The 19,970-nt window shown below is 65.0% G+C and carries 19 protein-coding genes; 4 read left to right on the plus strand and 15 right to left on the minus strand.

Annotated features, from left to right (window positions below; genetic code table 11):
- Window positions 1-3 precede the first annotated feature (3 nt).
- The 5 genes from bcsA to bcsD all read right to left on the minus strand — a co-directional run bounded on the left by bcsA (window position 4) and on the right by bcsD (window position 4,725).
- Complete coding sequence (gene bcsA / locus ACZ9H4_RS19085; protein WP_408142581.1) at window positions 4-2,217, minus strand: UDP-forming cellulose synthase catalytic subunit; 2,214 nt, start codon at window positions 2,215-2,217, stop codon at window positions 4-6.
- The gene (gene bcsQ, locus ACZ9H4_RS19090) at window positions 2,214-3,002 is read right to left on the minus strand and encodes a cellulose biosynthesis protein BcsQ (protein WP_476120268.1); all 789 of its coding nucleotides are present in this window, start codon (window positions 3,000-3,002) and stop codon (window positions 2,214-2,216) included. Before bcsQ ends, bcsA begins: the two co-directional genes overlap by 4 nt.
- Complete coding sequence (bcsP, locus tag ACZ9H4_RS19095) at window positions 2,999-4,015, minus strand: cellulose biosynthesis protein BcsP (protein ID WP_476120270.1); 1,017 nt, start codon at window positions 4,013-4,015, stop codon at window positions 2,999-3,001. The genes bcsQ and bcsP overlap by 4 nt, the downstream gene beginning before the upstream one ends.
- A gap of 108 nt (window positions 4,016-4,123) precedes the next feature.
- Entirely contained in the window at window positions 4,124-4,273 is a 150-nt protein-coding gene (locus ACZ9H4_RS19100; protein ID WP_408323972.1) for a hypothetical protein, read from the minus strand.
- Entirely contained in the window at window positions 4,270-4,725 is a 456-nt protein-coding gene (gene bcsD / locus ACZ9H4_RS19105) for a cellulose biosynthesis protein BcsD (RefSeq protein WP_408153056.1), read from the minus strand. Before bcsD ends, ACZ9H4_RS19100 begins: the two co-directional genes overlap by 4 nt.
- Before the next feature lie 605 nt (window positions 4,726-5,330).
- On the opposite strand from bcsD, the gene ACZ9H4_RS19110 reads away from it, so the two are divergent.
- Together ACZ9H4_RS19110 and ACZ9H4_RS19115 are read left to right on the plus strand one after the other, a co-directional pair.
- Window positions 5,331-6,479, plus strand: coding sequence for a GGDEF domain-containing protein (locus ACZ9H4_RS19110; RefSeq protein WP_408142572.1), 1,149 nt, complete (start codon window positions 5,331-5,333; stop codon window positions 6,477-6,479).
- 160 nt (window positions 6,480-6,639) lie between these two features.
- A complete protein-coding gene (locus ACZ9H4_RS19115; RefSeq protein WP_476120273.1) occupies window positions 6,640-8,973 on the plus strand; it encodes an EAL domain-containing protein in 2,334 nt (777 codons plus the stop codon).
- A gap of 42 nt (window positions 8,974-9,015) precedes the next feature.
- Here the strand turns inward: ACZ9H4_RS19115 and hpaI are convergent, their stop codons facing one another.
- From hpaI to ACZ9H4_RS19150, 7 genes are all read right to left on the minus strand, one after another.
- Window positions 9,016-9,825 carry a 4-hydroxy-2-oxoheptanedioate aldolase gene (gene hpaI / locus ACZ9H4_RS19120; protein WP_408142568.1) on the minus strand — a complete coding sequence of 270 codons (810 nt, stop codon included), beginning with the start codon at window positions 9,823-9,825 and terminating at the stop codon, window positions 9,016-9,018.
- Between the two features lie 10 nt (window positions 9,826-9,835).
- Window positions 9,836-10,639 carry a 2-oxo-hept-4-ene-1,7-dioate hydratase gene (gene hpaH, locus ACZ9H4_RS19125; protein WP_476120275.1) on the minus strand — a complete coding sequence of 268 codons (804 nt, stop codon included), beginning with the start codon at window positions 10,637-10,639 and terminating at the stop codon, window positions 9,836-9,838.
- Window positions 10,640-10,675: 36 nt separating this feature from the next.
- On the minus strand, window positions 10,676-11,086 hold the full coding sequence (locus ACZ9H4_RS19130) for a 5-carboxymethyl-2-hydroxymuconate Delta-isomerase (RefSeq protein WP_476120277.1): 411 nt from the start codon (window positions 11,084-11,086) through the stop codon (window positions 10,676-10,678).
- 17 nt (window positions 11,087-11,103) lie between these two features.
- The gene (hpaD, locus tag ACZ9H4_RS19135) at window positions 11,104-11,967 is read right to left on the minus strand and encodes a 3,4-dihydroxyphenylacetate 2,3-dioxygenase (RefSeq protein ID WP_408142562.1); all 864 of its coding nucleotides are present in this window, start codon (window positions 11,965-11,967) and stop codon (window positions 11,104-11,106) included.
- A 128-nt stretch (window positions 11,968-12,095) separates the two neighbouring features.
- Window positions 12,096-13,553 (minus strand): 5-carboxymethyl-2-hydroxymuconate semialdehyde dehydrogenase, encoded by a 1,458-nt coding sequence (gene hpaE, locus ACZ9H4_RS19140; RefSeq protein WP_476120279.1) that lies wholly within the window; start codon window positions 13,551-13,553, stop codon window positions 12,096-12,098.
- A 29-nt stretch (window positions 13,554-13,582) separates the two neighbouring features.
- The gene (locus ACZ9H4_RS19145) at window positions 13,583-14,341 is read right to left on the minus strand and encodes a fumarylacetoacetate hydrolase family protein (RefSeq protein WP_476120282.1); all 759 of its coding nucleotides are present in this window, start codon (window positions 14,339-14,341) and stop codon (window positions 13,583-13,585) included.
- The gene (locus ACZ9H4_RS19150; protein WP_476120284.1) at window positions 14,338-15,111 is read right to left on the minus strand and encodes a fumarylacetoacetate hydrolase family protein; all 774 of its coding nucleotides are present in this window, start codon (window positions 15,109-15,111) and stop codon (window positions 14,338-14,340) included. Before ACZ9H4_RS19150 ends, ACZ9H4_RS19145 begins: the two co-directional genes overlap by 4 nt.
- A 184-nt stretch (window positions 15,112-15,295) precedes the next feature.
- On the opposite strand from ACZ9H4_RS19150, the gene hpaR reads away from it, so the two are divergent.
- Window positions 15,296-15,703, plus strand: a complete 408-nt coding sequence (gene hpaR / locus ACZ9H4_RS19155) for a homoprotocatechuate degradation operon regulator HpaR (RefSeq protein ID WP_408324117.1) — start codon at window positions 15,296-15,298, stop codon at window positions 15,701-15,703.
- A 33-nt stretch (window positions 15,704-15,736) separates the two neighbouring features.
- Here the strand turns inward: hpaR and ACZ9H4_RS19160 are convergent, their stop codons facing one another.
- From ACZ9H4_RS19160 to ACZ9H4_RS19170, 3 genes are all read right to left on the minus strand, one after another.
- Window positions 15,737-16,873 (minus strand): DSD1 family PLP-dependent enzyme, encoded by a 1,137-nt coding sequence (locus ACZ9H4_RS19160; protein WP_408323961.1) that lies wholly within the window; start codon window positions 16,871-16,873, stop codon window positions 15,737-15,739.
- A gap of 30 nt (window positions 16,874-16,903) precedes the next feature.
- A complete protein-coding gene (locus ACZ9H4_RS19165) occupies window positions 16,904-17,545 on the minus strand; it encodes an HAD family hydrolase (RefSeq protein ID WP_476120287.1) in 642 nt (213 codons plus the stop codon).
- Between the two features lie 112 nt (window positions 17,546-17,657).
- A complete protein-coding gene (locus ACZ9H4_RS19170; protein ID WP_408142551.1) occupies window positions 17,658-18,563 on the minus strand; it encodes a LysR family transcriptional regulator in 906 nt (301 codons plus the stop codon).
- Between the two features lie 227 nt (window positions 18,564-18,790).
- Between ACZ9H4_RS19170 and ACZ9H4_RS19175 the strand changes: the two genes are divergently transcribed.
- Window positions 18,791-19,909 (plus strand): hypothetical protein, encoded by a 1,119-nt coding sequence (locus ACZ9H4_RS19175; RefSeq protein ID WP_476120289.1) that lies wholly within the window; start codon window positions 18,791-18,793, stop codon window positions 19,907-19,909.
- Window positions 19,910-19,970: the final 61 nt, after the last annotated feature.

A 19,970-nucleotide genomic window follows, 5' to 3' on the forward strand; every position in this document is an offset into this window, starting at 1 on the left:
TGATCAGTCTTTGGTTTTTAGCTTCTTGACGTCCACCGGACGGCTTTTCATCGAACTGCGAAGGTCGGCGTAAAGATGTTCGAACAGCCCGCCGATGCCGCGCGCGCCGACCCTCAGCACGTGCGACAGACCGCGCAGCGGCGTGTCCTGCTGACGGCCTTCGGCCCAGCCGGTCCAGGCGTCCGCGCGCGCGAAAGTGGTCTTGACGAACTCGTACTCCTGCTCGCGCGTCAGCGCCGAGAAACGCAGGCCCACGCGCCCCGGCGCGGTGAAGCCGACAGTCGCGGGAAACGCGTATTCCTCGTCGCCGCGAAACAGCGACACCGTCACGCGCTCGTGCATCGGCACCTGGATCGCGGCCGGCAGCGCCACGCCGACGCCGCCTTCCGAGTAGTCGATGGTTTCGCAGGCGAGCGTGCGGCCGGTCGAGAACTTGAGCATCACCGGCATCTTCATCGCCACGCGATGCACCGCGCGAATCTGCCGGCGCTCGCTCGCGGCGGCCACGCTCGCACCGAGAATCAGCATGTTGTACGTGGTCCACGCCAGATTCAGGACGGTGGTCTCGACCACGCTGCGCACGTGCCAGTTCAGATAGATGTGCGCGAGGCCCACGCAGAAGCCGATCAGATTCAGCAACAGCAGGAACAGATACGGCCGCGAGATCGCCCAGTCGAAATAGTTCTTCTCGATCTGGCCGCCCTTGGCCGTCACGTTGAACTTGCCGAGCTTCGGGTTGATCAGCGCGAGCAGCGTCGGCGCGGTGATGTACGACGCCAGCACCGATTCATACACTTCGGCCCAGAACGAATGGCGAAACGAACGCTGCATGCGCGAGTTGGTGATGCTCGCGTGCATCATGTGCGGCAGCGCGTAGATCGCGATCGTGCTGGCGGCGGCTTCGATCACGTGCGCGCCGAAGAACAGATACGAAAGCGGCGCGGTGAGAAACACCAGACGCGGGATGCCGTAGAAGAAGTGCATCATCGCGTTCAGATAGCACAGCCGCTGGCCGAACTTCAGGCCCTTGCCTGTCAGCGGATTGTCGATCCGGAAGATCTGCGTCATGCCGCGCGCCCAGCGAATCCGCTGGCCGATGTGGCCGGACAGGCTTTCGGTGGCGAGTCCCGCGGCTTGCGGAATCGCCAGATACGCGGTGGTGTAGCCGAGGCGGTGCAGCTTGAGCGCGGTGTGCGCGTCTTCGGTCACGGTCTCGACCGCGATGCCGCCGATCTCTTCGACCATGGTCCGGCGCAGGAGGGCGCACGAGCCGCAGAAGAAAGTCGCGTTCCACAGGTCGTTGCCGTCCTGCACCAGCCCATAAAACAGCTCGCCTTCGTTCGGCACCTTGCGGAAGGTGCCGAGATTGCGCTCGAACGGGTCGGCGTTGAAGAAATGGTGCGGCGTTTGCAGCATCGACAGCAGCTTGTCGCGCAGGAACCAGCCGAGGCCGACCTGCAGGAACGAGCGGGTCGGAATGTGATCGCAGTCGAAGATCGCGATGTACTCGCCGCTCGTGATCTTCAGCGCTTCGTTGATGTTGCCGGCTTTCGCGTGGCGGTTGTGCGTGCGGATCGTCCAGTTGACACCGACTTCCTCGCAGAACGCCTTGAACTCGGGACGGCGGCCGTCGTCGAGTACGTGGATCGAGATTTTCTCGGGCGGATAGTCGAGTGCGAGCGCGGCGTAGATGGTCGGCTTCACCACCGACAGCGGCTCGTTGTAGGTCGGAATGAACACGTCGACGCTCGGCCATTCGTCGCGCGCGGTGGGCAGCGGCAGCGGCGTGCGCTTGAGCGGCCAGGCGGTCTGGAAGTAGCCGAGCAGCAGCACGATGGTCGAATAGACTTCGGCGGAGACCAGCAGCAGACCCCACGCGGCATCGAGCGGATGCTCCCAGTAGGTGGTCGCGGTGAGCCGCCAGTACATGTAGCGGCCCGACGTGACCACCGACAGCATGATCATCACCATGGTCGCGTAGCGGCCTTGCAGGCGGCGGAACAGCAGCGCGATCAGGAAGCAGCAGGTCGCGAACGCGAGTTGCTGGTAGAACTCGAGCGGCACCGTGAACACGAAGTACAGCATGCCGAGCGCGAACGCCGTCACGAACACGGTGACGATGCGGCTGTTCCAGAAGCCGGCATCGACGAAACGCTCGAAGCGCGACGGCTCGGCGCCTTCGGCGCCTTGCGCCGGCGGCGATTCCTGCGTGCTCATGCGACGTTCCTCGGCGAGACGGCGATTGCATCGAGCGCCGCCGTCAGCCATGTGCCGCATGCGCGGAAATCGGCGGCGGCCTGGCTGAGCGGGTCGTAATGGAGCAGCGTGGTGTCGCACGCGAGCGCTTCGCTCACGCCTTCGTCAAGATGGATCACGCCCGGAAAGACCTTCGCGCCGAGCATCTGGCGCAGCACCTTGAGCACGTCCTTGGTCAACTGGCGCGACTGGTCGATCTGGTTGATCACGTAGCCGTCACCGCCGAACTCGGCGCGCGGCGCCGCGTAGGTCGCGATCAGCCGCTCCATCTGCGGAATCGCCGCGTACGAGGCGGCGTCGGCGAGCACCACGTTCAACGCGAAGTTGGCCGCGCACAACGCGGTGCGCACATAAGTGGAGGAACCCGGCGGCGTGTCGATGATGACGAGGTCCGACGCGTCGAGCCGCAGGTTTTGCAGCGACTGCGCGAGCCAGCGCGGTTCCTGGTCGATATACGCTTCGAAACGGCGGCGGTCGTCTTCGAGCACGGCGCCGTAGGGCAGAACGGTCACGCCGTCGACGCCGTCGAACATCACGGTTTGCCACGGGTCGCCGGTGAGCGTCGCGCGCGACAGGCCGTCGATGCTGTCGCGCGGCACGCCGAAGTGCAGGCGCAGGGCGTTTTGCGGGTCGAGGTCGAGGGCGATCACGCGCCGGCCGCTGGCGGCCAGCACGGAAGCGAGATTGGCGGCGAGGGTGGTCTTGCCGACGCCGCCCTTGGCGGACACCACTGCAATGACTTTCATGAGCGACGCGGGCCGTTGACCAGCCACGAATGGGCAATGCCGGGCGCGGCGGCGCGCGATGCGTCGGCCGGCGTGGCGGGAGTGGGTGCGGGTGCGCCGCGCAGACGGTCGAAGACCGATTGCAGCGGCGCGGATTCGTTAGCGGGCGCGGCGGGTTGCGGCGGCGCGGGTTGCGGGTCCGCGGCGAAGAGTTTGCCGAGGATGGATGCGGGCGGGGCGGGTTGGGCGGCCGGGGTGGCGGGTGCGTAAGTGGCTGCGAATGCCGGTGTCGGTGCGAATGCCGGCGTGGAAGCGACTGCGCGTGCCGGCGCTTGCGCCCACAGGGGCGCGGCGGCCGGTGCGGCCGAAGGCGTTTGCGTAACCGGCGTCCGGAGCGGGAAAGGGAACGCGGGTGACGCGCCGGCAACCGGCGCGGCCGCTGCGGCGAGCGGAACTGCAGGCACGGCGGCAACGGGCGCAAACGCAGCCGAATGAGGAACCGGCGCGACAGGCGCGGACACAATGGGTGTCACCGGTGTAGCCGGCGCAAACGCAGCCGAAGCAGCGGACGCCACAGGCGCAATCGGCGCGGAAGCCGCATGTTGTGCAGCAGCGGTCCTCCCGCCACCGGACGCATCCCACACCGTGCTTTCAGTTTCCGCTTCAGGCGCGCCGAATCGCGATGCGCCGCTCGGCGCAGCCGGCGCTGCGGCGGCCACCGCCACCGGCGGAATGTCCCGTCGATGCGAGCGCGTGAACAACGGCGCCTTCGCACGCGTCACCGCGGCGACGTCCCTGGGCGTCGTGTCCTGACGATCGACGGCTGTCGGCGCGGCGCTCACCGGCGCCTGAGGCTTCGCCTCCCGAGCTTGCCCGATCGCCGGAATCGCCGGTTGCGTCAGATCCAGCGTCACCAGAAGCGGCCAACGCGTGCGCGCCGAACGCGCTTCGTTTTCGCGGCCGATTTCCTGGTACGCGTTGGCGTCGCCGCCAAAATGATCGAATAGTTTTTCGATGTCGCTCGATGAACTCATAATGCCGCCGTCTTATTCATGACTTGTCCTGCCCCCATCCTTACCTGCTCGCGGCGCTCAACCCTTCTTACCGCCGCCACTGCACGCGTACCGGTCAGACGCGTCTGCTTACTGCGTTGCTTCCTTCCCGGGTGCCTCGACCTGTTGCGTTGCCTCGCCCGGTGCGCCGGCCGCGAGCGCGAGTTGCGCGGCGCGTGCCCGGCACGCGCACACGTCGCGCCCGCTCGATCCGCCAGCCGCATCGTTCACGCCGGTCATGCAGGATGACGGCCCAGGCGAAACTCGATCGCGCTGTCCTCGCCGTACGCACTCGTTTGCGCGACCGACAGACCTTGCGCGCCGAGCGCGCTCAACCACGTCTGATAGACCCCTTCGAGAAACGCTGGGGTCCATGTCAGCGCGGCGTCGCCGAATGCCTGCAGCGGCGCGCAGTAGTGGACGATGCGCAGCGACTCGGCTTCGTCGGCCAGTTCGATGTAGCCCCAATCCATCTCCTGCCAGTACAAATTCAACGCGTGCGCAAGCTCGGCCGTCGATCCGCAGGCGGGCAGCGGATGCGCCGCCGCGAACCGGCTGCCGACGCGATGCATCAGTTGCCGCAGTTCGTCGCGGCCGATCTGCGCTTCAAACTCGGAGGCCAGCGCGGTCAGCATGCCGCGCCACTGTGGCGAGAGCTGGCGTTCCAGCAGGTAATCGAGAATGGGGACCATGGTTTCCGGGGGATGGCCGTTGCTCCGATTCGCACAAAGGACGCGACGGCCGGGTGAATATCGAAGTGTTCGGGAAAATCGCGCGTTGCACGCGTCCATAAAGTGACCTTTACAAAACTGTCCAGTCAGCCCGACACACTTCGGGGGGAAGTCTACTTAAGACATTAACTTTTAGCCACTTTCCATTCGTCAGCTTATACGCAAAATTGCGTCTAGTGGATGCATGGCGATTACGTAATTTTTGCTGATGCCATCGCGGGGAGCACGCCCCCGCGGCCTATACAGCACGTGAATTCGTCAGGCCCAGATGCATTAACGGATAATTGCGCGGCTCTTTTTGTATTGCCATTTCGTGGTAAATGCAACGCTTGGCGGACAGTACAGGGATTTGCCGTCGCGGATGCTTACAAAATCTTCCCTTGCTATGGCGTGCAGTAATTTTTACGCAGAACGTATAAGCTGACGAAAGCGCGCACCACTCGCCGCGCATGCAATGGCGCAGGCGTGTGCGTGAAGTTCGGTATTCATCACCCGGATCAAGCGCGTGCACGGGTACGCGTTACAGGGTCGTGCCGCTGTCACGTCGTTCGAGTCATTCACTTGCCATGCTCAATCCACTCAGCATTCTGCTCGTCACCGTTTTATCCAGCGCGATGGCGATGGCCGTGCTCGGGTCGTTATGGCGCGCGGCGATTCCCGGCGTCGGCTACTGGATCGCGGCCAACGCGGTCGCGATCGTGGCGCTGTTCGCGTTCGCGCTGCAAGGACATGCATCGCGCTGGCTGACCTTCGTCGCGGCCAACGAGTTGCTGGCCATGTCGCTATTGCTCGTGATCGAAGGCTGTCTGCGTTTTCTCGGCCGCCGCACGCGGCCATGGGCGGCCTACGCGGGTCTCGTCGCGGTGTTGATCGGCATTTCGTACTGGACCTTCGTTGTGCCGGACTTCAATGCGCGCGTCACGCTGGTGTCGGCGTATCACGCGGGGCTCTACGCAGTGCTCGCCGCGCTGATGTTGCGCGGCCGCCCGTCGCACCGGCCGCGCTACAGCTACTACTTCCTCGCGGTGGCGGCCATGCTGCTATGCGCGGGGCATGCGTCGCGCGGCGTGATGTACGGCTTCGGCGTCCTCATGCAGAACGGCCTGATGCAGGTCACGCCGTCCAACATCCTCTTCCTCGCGCTCGGCATTCTCGCGCCGCCGTGTCTGTCTATCGGCGTCGTGATGCTGGCGCACGACCGCCTCGCTGAACGGCTCGAGCGGCTCGCGAACGTCGACGACCTGACGGGTGCGCTGACGCGCCGCGCCTTCCTGGCGATCGGCGACACGCTGTTGAAGGCGTCGCTGCGGGCCCGCTCGCCGCTGACAATGGCGATTATCGACATCGACTCGTTCAAGGCCGTCAACGATACCTACGGCCACGCCGCCGGCGATCAGGTGCTGGCCCACTTTGCGGCGTTCGTCGCCGACAACCTGCGGGTCGGCGACGTGTTCGGCCGGCTGGGCGGCGAGGAGTTCGGTGTGCTGTGCCCGGCCACCACCACCGCCGACGCGGTCGCGTTGCTCGAGCGCCTGCGCGGGCGGCTGCCCACGTCCGCGCCGGCCGGCTTGCCGCGCGGGCTGCGGTACACCTTCAGCGTCGGGGTGGATCAGCATCGGCGCGCCGAATCGCTCGCCCAGTTTATGGCGCGCGCCGACGGGGCGCTCTATGCGGCCAAGCAATCGGGCCGCGATCGCGTGATGGCGGCGGCGTAATGGGCACCGACGGGGCAGCAACGCGGGCACCCAACGCTGGCACCAGCTCGGGCATCAACGGAATTTTTTACCTCCATTTGCGCGACAGGCATAAATATTCGTAAGACGTTTGCCGATAACCATTGGCGGAGTGACTGGAACCAGCCTGATAACCATCGATATGTCTGCCACCTCAACGCAGCATCTGCCCGAGCCCGGTCTGCGCGAGCGCTTTCACCGGCGCTCGCTGGAGCATCAGCGCCCACTGTCCACGGTGACAATGGCATTCACGGTGGTCGCGTTCCTGTGCATGGTCGGCGCGCGCAACCTCGTCGACGGCCCGGCGACGCCGCTCGCCTACCGGCTGTTCTGCGCGCTGCTGCTCGTCCTGCTGGTGCTGGCGATCCCGAATGCGAAATCGACCTGGGTGTTCGGCGCGATCGGCGTCGCGTACATGCAGGTGCTGGTAGCGGGCCTCGCGCTGAACACCGCCGGCCTCGCGCAGCCGCTGCTATGGGTGCTGCCCGCGCTGGTGGTGATCCCGGTCTGCGCGGCGCCGCTGTGGCTCACGCCGACTCACTTCTTCACAGGCAGCGTGCTCTTCTATGCGGCGGCGTTCGTGCTGCTGCTCGGCGAGCCGCTTGCGCACGACGTCGACATCGCCGTGTGGATGTGGATCCTGGCGATCGGCGTGCCGACTTCGATGGTGTTTCACTTCGGCTTTTACCGCTTCAGGCGCAATCACTTCCTGCTCGAAAGCCAGCTCACGCAACTCGCGGCGACCGATCCGCTGACTGGCCTGCGAAACCGCCGCGCCTTCCTCAAGCAGGCGGAACGCCGCCTCGGCGCGCTTGCGCCCGAGGCGCGGATCAGCGCGATCTTCGTCGACATCGACAACTTCAAGTCCTTGAACGACCGGTTCGGCCATGCGCTCGGCGACCAGGCGCTGCACCGGGTCGCCCAGGTGCTGATGGACGAGACCACCACGCAAGACAGCGTGAGCCGGATCGGTGGCGAGGAGTTCGCGGTGCTGCTGCACGACGGCCTCGCGGGCGCGCTGCATCTGGCCGAACGGCTGCGCGGCGCGATCGAAGCGATCGAACGCCCGGACGGCAATCTGACCGCGAGCTTCGGCGTGGCCGAGCATCGGCGCGGCGAAAGCATCATGGTGCTGCTCGACCGCGCGGACGAAGCGTTGCTGCGCGCGAAGCACTCAGGCAGGAACCGCGTGTGCGCCGAACGCGCGTTGCCGCTCGAAGCGCCGCAGCCGTTCGCCGCCGAGGCGCAGGCCATCGGGGGCGGCGCGGGGCGGCGGCCTCGGTGGGACGACTTTTACCTGATCTCGCACTTCCAGCCGCTCTACAGTCTGTCCCATCAGAAGCAGGTGGGGTTCGAGGCGCTGCTGCGCGGCGAGCAGGAGGACGGGACGCTGGTGCCGCCCGTGGTCATGTTCGCGCCGAAGCCGTCCAACGACGAAGGCGCGCTCGACCGGGCAAGCCATGCCGTGCATCTGGGCAACGCGTGCCGGTCGCTGCCGGGCGATGCGTGGCTGTTCCTCAATATCCTGCCGGCCACCTTCATCGCCGACGGTTACGCCGATCAGCTCGCCACTATCGTGCGGAGTTCGGGATTCGACACCGAGCGCGTGATCCTGGAGATTCTCGAATCGCACGGCGGCAGTGTCGACGATATGTCGCGGGCGGCGGCCGTGTACCGCGAGCACGGCTTCCTGATCGCTGTCGACGACTTCGGCGCCGGGCAGTCGAATCTGGACCGCTTGCTGCGCATCCGCCCGGACCTCGTCAAGCTCGACGGCGAACTGATTCGCGCGACCACCCACGGCACCGAACAGCCGATCCTGCCCAAGCTCGTCTCGCTGCTGCACCAGGCGGGGATGCTGGTGGTGGTCGAAGGCGTGGAGACCACCGAGGAGCTGATACTCGCGGTGGAATCAAATGTGGATTTCGCGCAGGGCTATCTGCTCGGGCGGCCGGCGGTGGAGATCGCGCCGCCGGAGTCCATGCACCAGCAGATCGACGACGCCTTCGACGTGATTGCCCAAGGGCGCGCGCATCAGCATGCGTTGTTCGAATCCGAAGTGGAGCCGTACCGGGTCGCGTTGAGGCTCGCCGCCGACGCGTTGCTGGCCGGCGCCGTGACGGACGACGCGTTTGCGACGCTCGCGACGTTCGAGCGCTGCGTCAGTTGCTTCATCCTCGACGATTCAGGACGGCAGATCGGTCACGAGGTGCAGGGGCCGTCCTGGAGCAAGGAGGGCGCGTCGCTGCATCCGGTCGCGGATCCGCGGGATGCGCGATGGGATCATCGGCCTTATTTCCGCAATGCGGTGCTGTTGCCGGGCGTGGCGGTCGCCAGTAATCCTTATCTTTCTCTGGCGAGCGGACGGCCTTGCGTAGCGGTGACGGTGGCCGTGCAGTTCGCGGCCGGACGCTCGGTGATCGGCGTGGAGCTGGACTGGTCGGAACTGGGGTTGCCGTGGCCCGCGGGGGAGTAGTGCTTTGCTGCGTACACGACGTGGGCGTGTAAATGGCCTGGTTCAATAACCGCCTTTGTCTTTGACCGGCGCGGCGACTTCCGCGGTTTTCTTATACGACGCGGCCAGCTCCGCCGCCGCGCGGCTCAGCAGACCCGTATCCGTTCCGACCGCGACGAAGCTCGCGCCCGCCGCGAGATAGTCGGCGGCGATCGCCGGATCGGGCGCCAGCACGCCCGCCGCTTTGCCCGCACCACGCACGGTGTCGATGCCGTGACGAATCGCAGCGCGCACGCTCGCGTCGCCCGGCTTGCCGAGCAGGCCCATCGACGCGCTCAGATCCGACGGCCCGAAAAACACGCCGTCGACGCCCTCGACGCGCGCAATCGCGGCCAGGTTCTCCATGCTTTGCACGGTTTCCGCCTGCACCAGTACGCACAACTCGTCGGCGGCGGTGTTCAGATAGTCCGGTATCCGGTTCCAGCGCGATGCCCGCGCCAACGCACTGCCTACACCGCGAATGCCTTGCGGCGGATAGCGCGTGGCCGCCACGGCATCGACGGCTTGGGCGGCCGTGTCGATCATCGGCAGCAGCAGGGTTTGCGCGCCGATGTCGAGCAACTGCTTGATCAATGCGCTGTCGCTGCGCACCGGGCGCACCACCGGATGCGACGCGTATGCGGCCACCGCCTGCAATTGCGAGAGCGTGCTGCGCACGTCGTTGGGCGCATGCTCGTTGTCGATCAGCAGCCAGTCGAAACCGGCGGTGGCCAGCAGTTCGGTCACGTACGCGTCGGCGAGCGCGGCCCACAGGCCGAATTGCGGCCGGCCTTCCGCCAGCGCGCGTTTGAAGGGGTTGTGCGGTAAAGACATATCGCTCCACTTAGATGAAATTCAAACCGATGCCGCCCAACGGACCATAGTCGACATGGAAGGTGTCGCCCGCGCGCGCCGCAATCGGGCTCGTGAACGAGCCGCTCAGGATCACGTCGCTCGCGTTCAGTGCTTCGTCGTACGGCGCGATCTTGTTGGCGAGCCACGCCACGCCCGTTGCCGGATGATTCAACACCGCCGCGGCAAGGCCGCTTTCTTCGACGGTGCCGTTTTTATAGAGCAATGCGCCGACCCAGCGCAGGTCGACATCGAGCGGACGCACCGGGCGGCCGCCGAGCACGATGCCCGCATTCGCGGCGAAGTCCGAGATCGTGTCGTAGACCTTGCGTGGCGCGTGGGTCTCGCGGTCGAACTGTTCGATGCGCGCGTCGATGATTTCCACCGCAGGGCTCACGTAGGCCGTGGCGTCGAGCACGTCGAATAGCGTGACGCCGGGGCCCTTCAGCGGTTTGCCCAGCACGAACGCGAGTTCCACTTCGACGCGCGGCGCGATGAAGCGGTCTGCACGAATGTCCTGGCCGTTTTCGATGAACATGCTGTCGAGCAGCGGGGCGTAGTCGGGTTCGTCGATCTGCGACGAACGCTGCATCGCGCGCGACGTCAGCCCGATCTTGCGGCCTTTGATCACATGGCCCTCGGCCAGTTTGAGCTTGACCCACTCGCGTTGAATCGCGTAGCCGTCCTGTACGGTCATCTGCGGATATTGCGCGGAGAAGTGGCGCAGTTGTGTACGGGTCTTTTCGGCGCGATCGAGTTGCGACGCGAGGTCGCGGATAGTCTGTTCGTCTAGCATGATGGATCTCTATGAACCGCAGCGCGGCTTCGGGTATCAGCCCTTGAGCCGCGCGTGCAGATTGTTGTGCTTCCATGTACCTGCTTCGCTGAATTCACCGATCTCCAGCGACAACGCCAGGCCCTGCTGTTCGAACTCGGCCGCGAAGTGCTGTTTGATCAGGGCGAACAGCGCATCGCCAGTAGCCTTTTTCGTGGCGTCGGAGCGGCCTGCGCCGATTTTCAGGTTCGCATGCAGGAATGCGGCGTCGGGGCGGCCGTCGGCGATGCAGTACTGCTCGCAGCGCAAAGCGCGCACGCGAATGCCGCCGAGCGGATAGACCCGCTGTTCGCTTTCGTCGATGTTTTCGCGCTGCGCGTCGAGGCATTGCGCGAGCGCGTTGCACAGTTGGCCGATGCGCTCTGCACCGGCGAGATTGGCGCTGTATTCGAGTGTCAGATGCGGCACGTTGATCTCCTCACTATTCAGGCAGGCAGCGGCGTGACCGGAAAGATCGCGTTGATCTGGCCGGTGCCCGAACTGCCGAAATACGGCGTGACGACCTCCACCTTGCCGTCATATCGGTCCCAACCGAGCGCACCGAGCAGCATCGCGGTGTCATGCATGCCGCCTTCGCCCCAGCATTTCTCGTTGTAAAGCGGCAGCATGGCGCAGAATGTCTTCCAGTCGCCGGCTTCCCACAACTCGACGACGCTGCGGTCCATCTGTTCGAGAAACGGGTTCCACACCTTGTGCATGAACTGCTCGGCCGTGCCGTTGTTGGCGAAGTGATGACTGAGCGAGCCGCTCGCCAGGATCGCGACGGTGCCGTCGTAACGCTCCTCAATCGCCTTGCGCACCGCGAGACCGAAGCGCGCACTCGTGTCCAGGTCGTGCCACATGCACCAGCCCGCCACCGAAACGGCCTTGAAATGCTGATCGCTATTCATATAGCGCATCGGAACCAGCGTGCCGTATTCGAGTTCGAGCGTGGTTTCGCTGTGCGCGCGGCTCTTTACGCCCATTTCGTTGGCGACTTCGGCGATCAGATGCCCGAGCCCGGCATTGCCCGGATACGCGTACGGCATGTTCCTGATGAAATGCGGCAACTCGTTGCTGGTGTACACGCCCTCGAATCTGGGTGCGCAATTGATGTGGTATTCGCTATTCACTAGCCAGTGCACGTCGAACACGACGATCGTATCGACACCCAGTTCGCGGCAGCGCCGGCCGATTTCATGATGGCCGTCGATGGCGGGCTGACGGCAACCCTTGTGCGGGCCGTCGAGTTCGGACAGATATAACGACGGGACGTGAGTCACTTTTGCTGCCAATGCGAGTTTGCCCATCGTGGTCTCCGTGTCGGCTGCAACTGGCGTGTTAGCGCTGACTGCGGCCCCATGCAAGATAGTTGCTGTTCTGTGTATGGCGCGAGGCACGTTACGTTCGCGCTTCGGTTCTCACCGCCTCGGCGGCGTCACACACCCCAGCGCGGAATGTGATGCAAGCCGAGCGATACGCAGACGTTTTTCGGTTCGAGAAACACTTCGTAGCTCCATGTGCCGCCTTCACGGCCCACGCCCGATGCCTTGGTGCCGCCGAACGGCTGGCGCAGATCGCGCACGTTCTGGCTGTTGACGAAGCACATGCCCGCTTCGACGGCGGCGGCGACACGATGCGCGCGGCCCGTGTTCTCGGTCCAGATGTAGCTCGACAGGCCGTACGAGATATCGTTGGCGAGCCTGATCGCGTCGGCTTCGTCGTCGAATGGAATCAGGCACGCGACCGGGCCGAAGATTTCTTCCTGCGCGATGCGCATGCGGTTGTCGACATCGACGAATACCGTCGGCATGACGAAGTTGCCTTTGCGCATCGCGTCGGGCAAGTCCGGCATATCGAGGCCGCCGCACGCGAGCGTGGCGCCTTCCTGCGGGCCGAGTTCGATATAGCTGCGCACTTTCGCCAGATGCCCCTGGCTGATCATCGGCCCGACGATGGTGCTGTCCGCCAGCGGATCGCCGACGGTCAAACGCTTCGCGCGCTCGATGAAGCGCTCGGCGAAGCGCGCGTAGATCGAGCGCTGCACCAGAATGCGCGAACCCGCCGTGCAGCGCTCGCCGTTGTTCGAGAAGATCATGAACACGGCGGCGTCGAGCGCGCGTTCGAAATCGGCGTCGTCGAAAATGACGAATGGCGACTTGCCGCCGAGTTCCATCGAGAATTTCTTCAGCCCCGCGGTTTGCACGATGCGGTTGCCGGTCGCCGTCGATCCCGTGAACGACACCGCGTGCACATCGGAATGCGCGACCAGCGGCTCGCCGGTTTCCTTGCCGAAGCCGTGCACCACGTTCAGCACCCCGGCGGGAATGCCGGCTTCGAGCGCCAGTTGCCCAAGCATCGACGCCGTGAGCGGCGACAGTTCGCTCATCTTGAGCACCGCCGTGTTGCCGAATGCGAGGCACGGCGCGACCTTCCACGTGGCGGTCATGAACGGCACGTTCCACGGCGAGATCAGCGCGCAGACGCCGACCGGGTGAAACAGCGTGTAGTTCAGATGCGTGTCGGTCGGATACGTGTGACCGTCGACGCGCGTGCACATCTCGGCGAAGTAGCTGAAGTTGTCGGCGGCGCGCGGCACGAGTTGCTTGCGCGTTTGCGAAATGGTCTGGCCGGTGTCCTTTGTTTCGGTCTCCGAGATTTCCGGCACATGCCTCGCGATCAGTTCGCCGAGCTTGCGCACGAGCTTCGCGCGTTCCGCGGCGGGCTTCCCGGCCCAGGCGGGAAATGCGTCTTTGGCGGCGCGCACGGCGGCATCCACTTCTCGCGCGCCGCCACGGGCCACTTCGGCGAGTACGTCCTGCGTGGCCGGATTGACCGTTTCGAAATAGTCTTGCGCGGCGCACGCTTCGCCGTTGATCAGATGGTCGATTCGCATTGCGTAGTCCTTTATATTTTTTCAGTCGCTCAGGCGCGGCCGAAGTCCGCGTCCGAGCCGATCGTGTTGACGAGACGGCCCAGGCCGTCGATCTCGCAGACCACTTCGTCGCCCGCATTCACGTTGACGATGCCTTCGGGCGTGCCGGTAAGAATCACGTCGCCGGATGCGAGGGTCATGAAGCCGCTCAGGTATTCGATCAGCGCCGGGATGCCGGTCACGAGATCGCGCGTGTTGCCGCGTTGTTGCAGCGTGCCGTTCACGAACGTGCGCAATTCCAGCCGCGTGACGTCGCCGATGTCGGCCGCGTCGACGAACCAGGGGCCGAGCACCGTGCCGCCGTCGCGATTCTTCACGCGCAGGTTGGGGCGGTAGTAGTTTTCGAGGTAGTCGCGGATCGCGTAGTCGTTGGCGATCATGTAGCCTGACACATGCTGCAGCGCGTTTTCGCGCGTCACGTTCCGCGCGCTCTGGCCGATCACGACCGCCAGCTCGCACTCGTAGTGCATGAAGGTGACATCGGCGGGGCGGCGCGTGACGCCGCGATGACCGAGTACCGTGCCCGGCCCCTTCAGAAAGACGAGCGGTTCTTCCTGCTTGTTGAACTGCAATTCCTTCGCATGCTCGGCGTAGTTCAGCCCGAGCGCGAAGATCGTGCCGACTTCGATCGGTGCAAGCCAGACCACCTCATCTTCGCGGCGCACGCGGCCGTCCGCGAGGCGCACACCATAGACGTCGGGATAGGCCTCGTGAATCGCTCCCGCGTACGCAACACGGCCGCGCATCATCGTTGTTCTCCATCGTGTTCGGGCGCGCCGACAAACGACACCGTGAGTGGCGGCATGGCGCCGATCGTCAGCGTGGCCGTGTCGCCGATATGCGCGATCGGCGAGCCGTGACGCACGCCGAGCGTGATCACGTCGCCTGCGCCCAGGGTCATGAAATCGGTGACGTCGGCGAGCAATTGCGCGACCTTGCGCACCGACGACGCGGTACTTGCCGCAAAGACCGCGGCGTCATTGAGCGAGACTTCGACGGTGAGATCGTCCGGCGTTGCAACGTGGCGCGCGGCGACCACCACCGGTCCAGCCACACAGAAGCCGTCGCGCGCGCGAAACCGCACCGAAGGCCGGTACACGCTCGCATGCGGCACGCTCAGGTCGGCGATCAGCGTATAGCCGGCGATATAGTCGGCCGCGCGATTCGCGTCGACGCGTGTTGCAGTGCGGCCAATCACGATACCGAGCGACGCGCCGACTTCCACCCCCAACGCATCGTCCGGCACGACAACTTTCGCGCGATGCCCGGCGAGCGTGTTGCGGGGCTTCAGATAAAGAACCGGCGCTTTCGGCGGCGCTTTATACGGAGCCGCATGCACCGCGTCGCCTAACGCGTCCAGCGCGGCACGATCGTTCAGCAGGGTTCCGTACACCGCGCCATGCACCGGCGCGCGGCAGGCGATGCCGCGTGCAAGCAATGCGGCCGCGGTGCGCGCGTCCACGTCGCGAGGCAGTGGGTCGCCTTCGGGATGCAGCAGGTGATCGGCAAGAGCGAACATAAAGGCAGCCTCTCGGGAAAAAAACTCAGCGAAAACACTAACATGTTAGTAGTATTGCGCTTGATATGATTCATGGTCAATAGGCTGTCGATTGATCGCGGGTTTTCCCTTAAGCTTCGCCGGCTGCTTTTATTCCTTTTCCCACATGTCCGCTGCCACCCGAGTTTTGCACCGCAACCTGCCGATGCTGTTGTTGCGCGCCCGAGAAAAGATGATGGAGCGTTTCCGTCCGCTCATTACCGCTCACGGACTGACCGAGCAGCAGTGGCGCGTGATTCGCGCGCTCGACGAGCACGGCCCGATGGAGCCGCGCCACATTTCCGATATCTGTACGATTTCGAGCCCGAGCATGGCCGGCGTGCTCGCGCGCATGGAGAGCATGGACCTCGTCATCAAGGAGCGTTTTGCGGAGGATCAGCGCCGCGTGCTGGTGTCGCTGACGGACACGAGCGTGGAACTGGTGCGCGTGATTTCGAAGGATCTCGAAGCGCACTATCGCGAACTGGAGCGCAAGGTGGGGCCGGAGATCGTCGAGCGCGTGTATCGCGCGGTCGACGATCTGCTGGCGGGGCTGGGAGAAGAGGGTGAGTGAGCGGGGCTGCTGAAGGCCTGGGGCCGCGTGTGCCTACCAGCCGTGAAAGCGTCGCCACTCCACGCTGTGGCCGTCCGGCGCGACCGCGTGATACTCGGGAAACTGCGCGCCGGTCGCGCATGCATGATTCGGCAGAATGCGCAGCTTCATGCCGATCGGAAAGCGCTCCGCGATATCGTCGAGCTGCGCGGCTTCTTCAGTCGACGACAGAATGCCGTGCTCCTGATTCGCGCCGCTCACCACATAACCGGGCAGCAGCGTGCCGTTCAGCAGACACGGCTGGCCGTAGCCGAAATCGTGCGACTGTTTCGACGTGCCGCGATCGCGGCTCATCGCCATCCAGCCCGCGTCGAGAATCGCCCAGCCTTTGTCCGCCTGATGACCGATCACCGTGGCGAGGACGCTGAGCGCGATGTCGTCGAGCGCGCACACGCCGACGTTGTGCATGACCAGGTCGAACAGCACGTAGACACCGGCCCGCACTTCGGTGACGCCGTCCAGTTGCGCGGCGGCGAGCGCGGTGGGCGTCGAGCCGACGCTGACCGCCGGGCACGCGATGCCAGCCTCGCGCAGCCGTTGCGCCGCGCGCACGCAGCCCGCGCGCTCCTGCTCGGCGAGCGCGGCGAGCGCCGCCGGCGTATCGAGCTCGTAGCTCGAACCCGCGTGGGTCATCACGCCGCCCACTTTCACGCCGTTTTCATGCAGAATCCGGCCGACCTGGAGCAACGTGTCCTCTTCAGGCGTGATGCCCGAGCGGTGTCCGTCGGTGTCGACTTCGATCCACACCTCGAAGGTTTCGCCATGCTGGTCGCCGAATGCGGCGAGCGCCGACGCGGCGTTGGGGTTGTCGACCACCAGCTTCAGATCGCAGCCCTGGCGGCGCAGCGCGAGCGCTCTCGGCAACTTCGAGGGCGCCATGCTGACCGCGTAGAGAATGTCATGGATGCCGGCGGCAAAGAACGCTTCCGCTTCCTTCAGCGTCGACACCGTGATGCCGCGCGCGCCGGCCGCGATCTGCGCACGCACCACGTCGATGCATTTGGTGGTCTTCACGTGCGGCCTGAACGCGACGCCTAGCGTGTTCATGCGCGCCTGCATGCGCGCGATGTTCTTCTGCATTCGCGCGATATCGATCAGCGCGGCCGGAGTTTCGATCTGTTCGAGTTTCATGCTGTCACCGGGGATGGAAGTGATGTGGGCTCACAGGCCGAAACGGCCGAGCCACGGGATGAGCGAGTCGAGCGTCGGCGCTTCGATCTCGGGCGCCTCGGCACCCGCGACGAGCGGAAGGCCGACGTGGTTGTGCCAGTATGTACGCAAGCCGACGGCGGCGGTGCCGAACATGTCGTAGCTGGAACCGGCCACGAACGCGGCCTCGTGAGCCTGAACGCCGAGTTTCGCGAGCGCGAGCCGGTACGGACGCGGGTCCGGTTTATACACGCCGGCTTCTTCAGCGGTCACGATTGCGTCCCAGCGGATCGGGAACAGGTTGGCGGCCTGAGTGCCGAGGCGGGTGGAGCAATTGGTGACGACCGCGAGCTTGCAGTGCGGTTCGAGTGCGCGCAGCGCGTCGAGTGCGCCTTGCCAGGGCGTCAGGTCGAGCCAGTTTGCCTCGAGCGCGTGCGCGGCGCCGTCGTGCAGGCCGACTTGCGCGGCGGCTTCGCGCACGAGCTGCTCATACGCGACATAGCGGCCGCAGCCATAAGTCAGACGCAAATAGGCGGCGCGCCATGCGCGGCCCGCCTGTTCGGAGCCCGCCGCGTGATTCCATGAGGTCCACGAGTCGAGCAGCGCGGTGAGAAGGTCGAAGAGGACAGCTTTGGGGTAGGCGGGGGGAGTCATGATCTAACCGGCGGTGGACGGTGAGTCGATTATAAAGTTTCGTCGGTGGCCGGGCGTTCAGATGAAGTAACTCATAGATTCAGTGAAACTGAATTGACGCGTGGCTCGCGGACTATCGCCGCCACGGCGGCAGCGGCCTGAATCGACTCTGCAAGTACTGCATGAAATGACGTGTGCGCGCCGGCAGCCCCGCGCGCTGATGTGTGAGCGCGATCACATTCGCGTCCGGTGCTTTCCATCCCGGCAGCAACCGCACGAGCTTTCCTTTGGCGATATCGTCGGCGACGTCCCACTCCGAACGCAGAATCACGCCGCGTCCCTCGCAGGCCCACTTGCGGATCACGTCGCCGTCGTTGCAGCTCAGGTGCGCCGATACGCGCACGCTGCGGCGCATGCGGCCTTTGCTGAACTGCCACAGCGACACGTCTTCATTGTTTTCGCGCAGCAGGATGCACGGCAGCCTGCTCAACTCGTCCGGCGACTGCGGCGCACCCAGCCGCTTGAGCAGCGTGGGCGCCGCGCAGACGAAGCGCGCATTCGGCGCGATCGTGTAGCCGACCAGATTCGATAGCGGCAACTCGCCGATATGCACGACGATGTCGAAACGATCCAGCGTGTCGGTCAAAGGCCGGTCGGAGAGCGTGAGCGCGACGTCGATATCCGGATTCTGTTGCTGGAACTCGCCGATCGCGGGCGCGAGATGGCGCCGCCCGAATCCTAGCGGGGCGTTGATTTTCAGCGTACCGACGAGGCCGCCGCGGCGCATCTGCAAGTCGTCGAACAATGCGTCGAACTGCTCGACGAGTTCGGCGCCGCGTTCGCACAGCAGCGTGCCTTCGTCGGTGAATTGCAGGCGGCGCGCGGTGCGGTTCACCAGCTGCGCACCCAGCTTCTTTTCGAGTTGCTGAAGGCGCTGCGTGACAGCCGACGGCGACAGCCCCAGTTTGCGCGCTGCGGCGATCAGACTGCCGCTTTCGCGGAGGGTCAGCAGGAACCGGATATCGGCCGAATCGTTCATATCAGCAATGGATGAGTGCGCAAGTCTGGCAGCATAATGCGTTTGGCGGCGCTGTTCCATGACCGTCGGCTGTGCACCCGGGCGAACGCGGCGCGGCCTCGCAAGGTAAAGTGATGTTTCCGTCACGAAGCCGACAGCCCGGCCCGCTAAGGTATGAGCGGCCATGCAGCGGCGCGGGCAGTGTCCGCTTTCCATCGAATCGTTGTCGCTTTCAGAAGAGAAGTCCCATGCCGTTGTCACAAGGGCCGTCGAATGGTCCGTCGAGCACCGCTGACGGGCCGGTTTCCCGATCGAACGAGGCCGCGCGGAAAAGTGCGCTGAAACAGGCGGTATTTCTGCACACGGGCTGGCGCAGCGCAGGCACGTGGGTCTGGTCCCGTCTGCGTGAACTCGACGCGGCAACCGGCTTTTATGAACCGCTCAGCAACGTGCTGGCCGAACTGAGCCTCGCCGACGTGGCCGCCTCCCGTCCCACGCTGACCTCGGGGCATCCACCGCTCGCCGCGCCTTACTTCGACGAGTACCGCCCGTTCCTTCAGGCCAGCGCGCGCGGCGTGGCCGGCTATCGCAAACGCTTCAGCATCGATCGTTTCGCGAGCGTGCCGGATGCGGAATTCCCTGCCTTACAGGCCTATTTGCGCAATCTGTGTGAACGTACAGTCGAACAGAACAGCGTGCCGGTCTTCAAGTTTTGCCGCTCGTCGGGCCGGCTCCCCTGGTTGAAACAGGCCTTTCCCCAGGCGATGCACGTGGGCGTGCTGCGCAATCCCGCGTCGCAGTTCGCATCGGGATGGCTGCTCAGTCAGCAATGGAGCAATCCGTTTTTCGTCGCCGCGCCGTTTCGTGTGCTCGGTCTGAATCAGTCGGACCCGCTGGTCAGGCAGGCGATCGATGTTTGCGGTGCGAGCTTGCCGCCCGTGGGATCGATGCCGGACGACGCCTATGCGGCGGCGTGCGAGCAATACGCGCGCACGGCGGAAGGCAATAACGCCTATCGGGCGTTCGTTGCATTGTGGATTCTCTGCGCGTTGCGAATGGCCGAGGGCGTCGATTTGCTGGTCGACATCGACCGGCTCGGGCAGTCGCGCGACTACGCGGCAGGTTTGCGCGCTGCGTTCGAAGCGCAGAGCGGTTTGTCGCCCGACTTCGGCAGCGCCCGCGATCTGGTCGAAGAAACGCGGCGCAGCGCGGCACGCATGGCGGGGATCGACGGACGCGCCATGCGCACGGTGCATTCCGCCGCGCTGAAGTTCCTGAAAGCGCAGGGCGGTGTCGATGCCGTGTTGGTGGACGTGGTGCGCGAGAAGATGGTGCTGGCCAACGAACTGACTGAGCAATGGCGCTAATGGCGTAGTACACGCGACGTGGCGTTGCGTGCGTGAAAAGAGGCCGCACGCAACGCCAGGC

This window comes from Paraburkholderia sp. TE9906, assembly GCF_056279605.1.

Excerpts from the sequence above, each read along its gene's own strand:
- bcsA (WP_408142581.1), bottom strand. The coding sequence starts at position 2,217 with ATGAGCACGCAGGAATCGCCGCCGGCGCAAGGCGCCGAAGGCGCCGAG.
- bcsQ (WP_476120268.1), bottom strand. The coding sequence starts at position 3,002 with ATGAAAGTCATTGCAGTGGTGTCCGCCAAGGGCGGCGTCGGCAAGACC.
- bcsP (WP_476120270.1), bottom strand. The coding sequence starts at position 4,015 with ATGAGTTCATCGAGCGACATCGAAAAACTATTCGATCATTTTGGCGGC.
- ACZ9H4_RS19100 (WP_408323972.1), bottom strand. The coding sequence starts at position 4,273 with ATGACCGGCGTGAACGATGCGGCTGGCGGATCGAGCGGGCGCGACGTG.
- bcsD (WP_408153056.1), bottom strand. The coding sequence starts at position 4,725 with ATGGTCCCCATTCTCGATTACCTGCTGGAACGCCAGCTCTCGCCACAG.
- ACZ9H4_RS19110 (WP_408142572.1), top strand. The coding sequence starts at position 5,331 with ATGCTCAATCCACTCAGCATTCTGCTCGTCACCGTTTTATCCAGCGCG.
- ACZ9H4_RS19115 (WP_476120273.1), top strand. The coding sequence starts at position 6,640 with ATGTCTGCCACCTCAACGCAGCATCTGCCCGAGCCCGGTCTGCGCGAG.
- hpaI (WP_408142568.1), bottom strand. The coding sequence starts at position 9,825 with ATGTCTTTACCGCACAACCCCTTCAAACGCGCGCTGGCGGAAGGCCGG.
- hpaH (WP_476120275.1), bottom strand. The coding sequence starts at position 10,639 with ATGCTAGACGAACAGACTATCCGCGACCTCGCGTCGCAACTCGATCGC.
- hpaD (WP_408142562.1), bottom strand. The coding sequence starts at position 11,967 with ATGGGCAAACTCGCATTGGCAGCAAAAGTGACTCACGTCCCGTCGTTA.
- hpaE (WP_476120279.1), bottom strand. The coding sequence starts at position 13,553 with ATGCGAATCGACCATCTGATCAACGGCGAAGCGTGCGCCGCGCAAGAC.
- ACZ9H4_RS19145 (WP_476120282.1), bottom strand. The coding sequence starts at position 14,341 with ATGATGCGCGGCCGTGTTGCGTACGCGGGAGCGATTCACGAGGCCTAT.
- ACZ9H4_RS19150 (WP_476120284.1), bottom strand. The coding sequence starts at position 15,111 with ATGTTCGCTCTTGCCGATCACCTGCTGCATCCCGAAGGCGACCCACTG.
- hpaR (WP_408324117.1), top strand. The coding sequence starts at position 15,296 with ATGCTGTTGTTGCGCGCCCGAGAAAAGATGATGGAGCGTTTCCGTCCG.
- ACZ9H4_RS19160 (WP_408323961.1), bottom strand. The coding sequence starts at position 16,873 with ATGAAACTCGAACAGATCGAAACTCCGGCCGCGCTGATCGATATCGCG.
- ACZ9H4_RS19165 (WP_476120287.1), bottom strand. The coding sequence starts at position 17,545 with ATGACTCCCCCCGCCTACCCCAAAGCTGTCCTCTTCGACCTTCTCACC.
- ACZ9H4_RS19170 (WP_408142551.1), bottom strand. The coding sequence starts at position 18,563 with ATGAACGATTCGGCCGATATCCGGTTCCTGCTGACCCTCCGCGAAAGC.
- ACZ9H4_RS19175 (WP_476120289.1), top strand. The coding sequence starts at position 18,791 with ATGCCGTTGTCACAAGGGCCGTCGAATGGTCCGTCGAGCACCGCTGAC.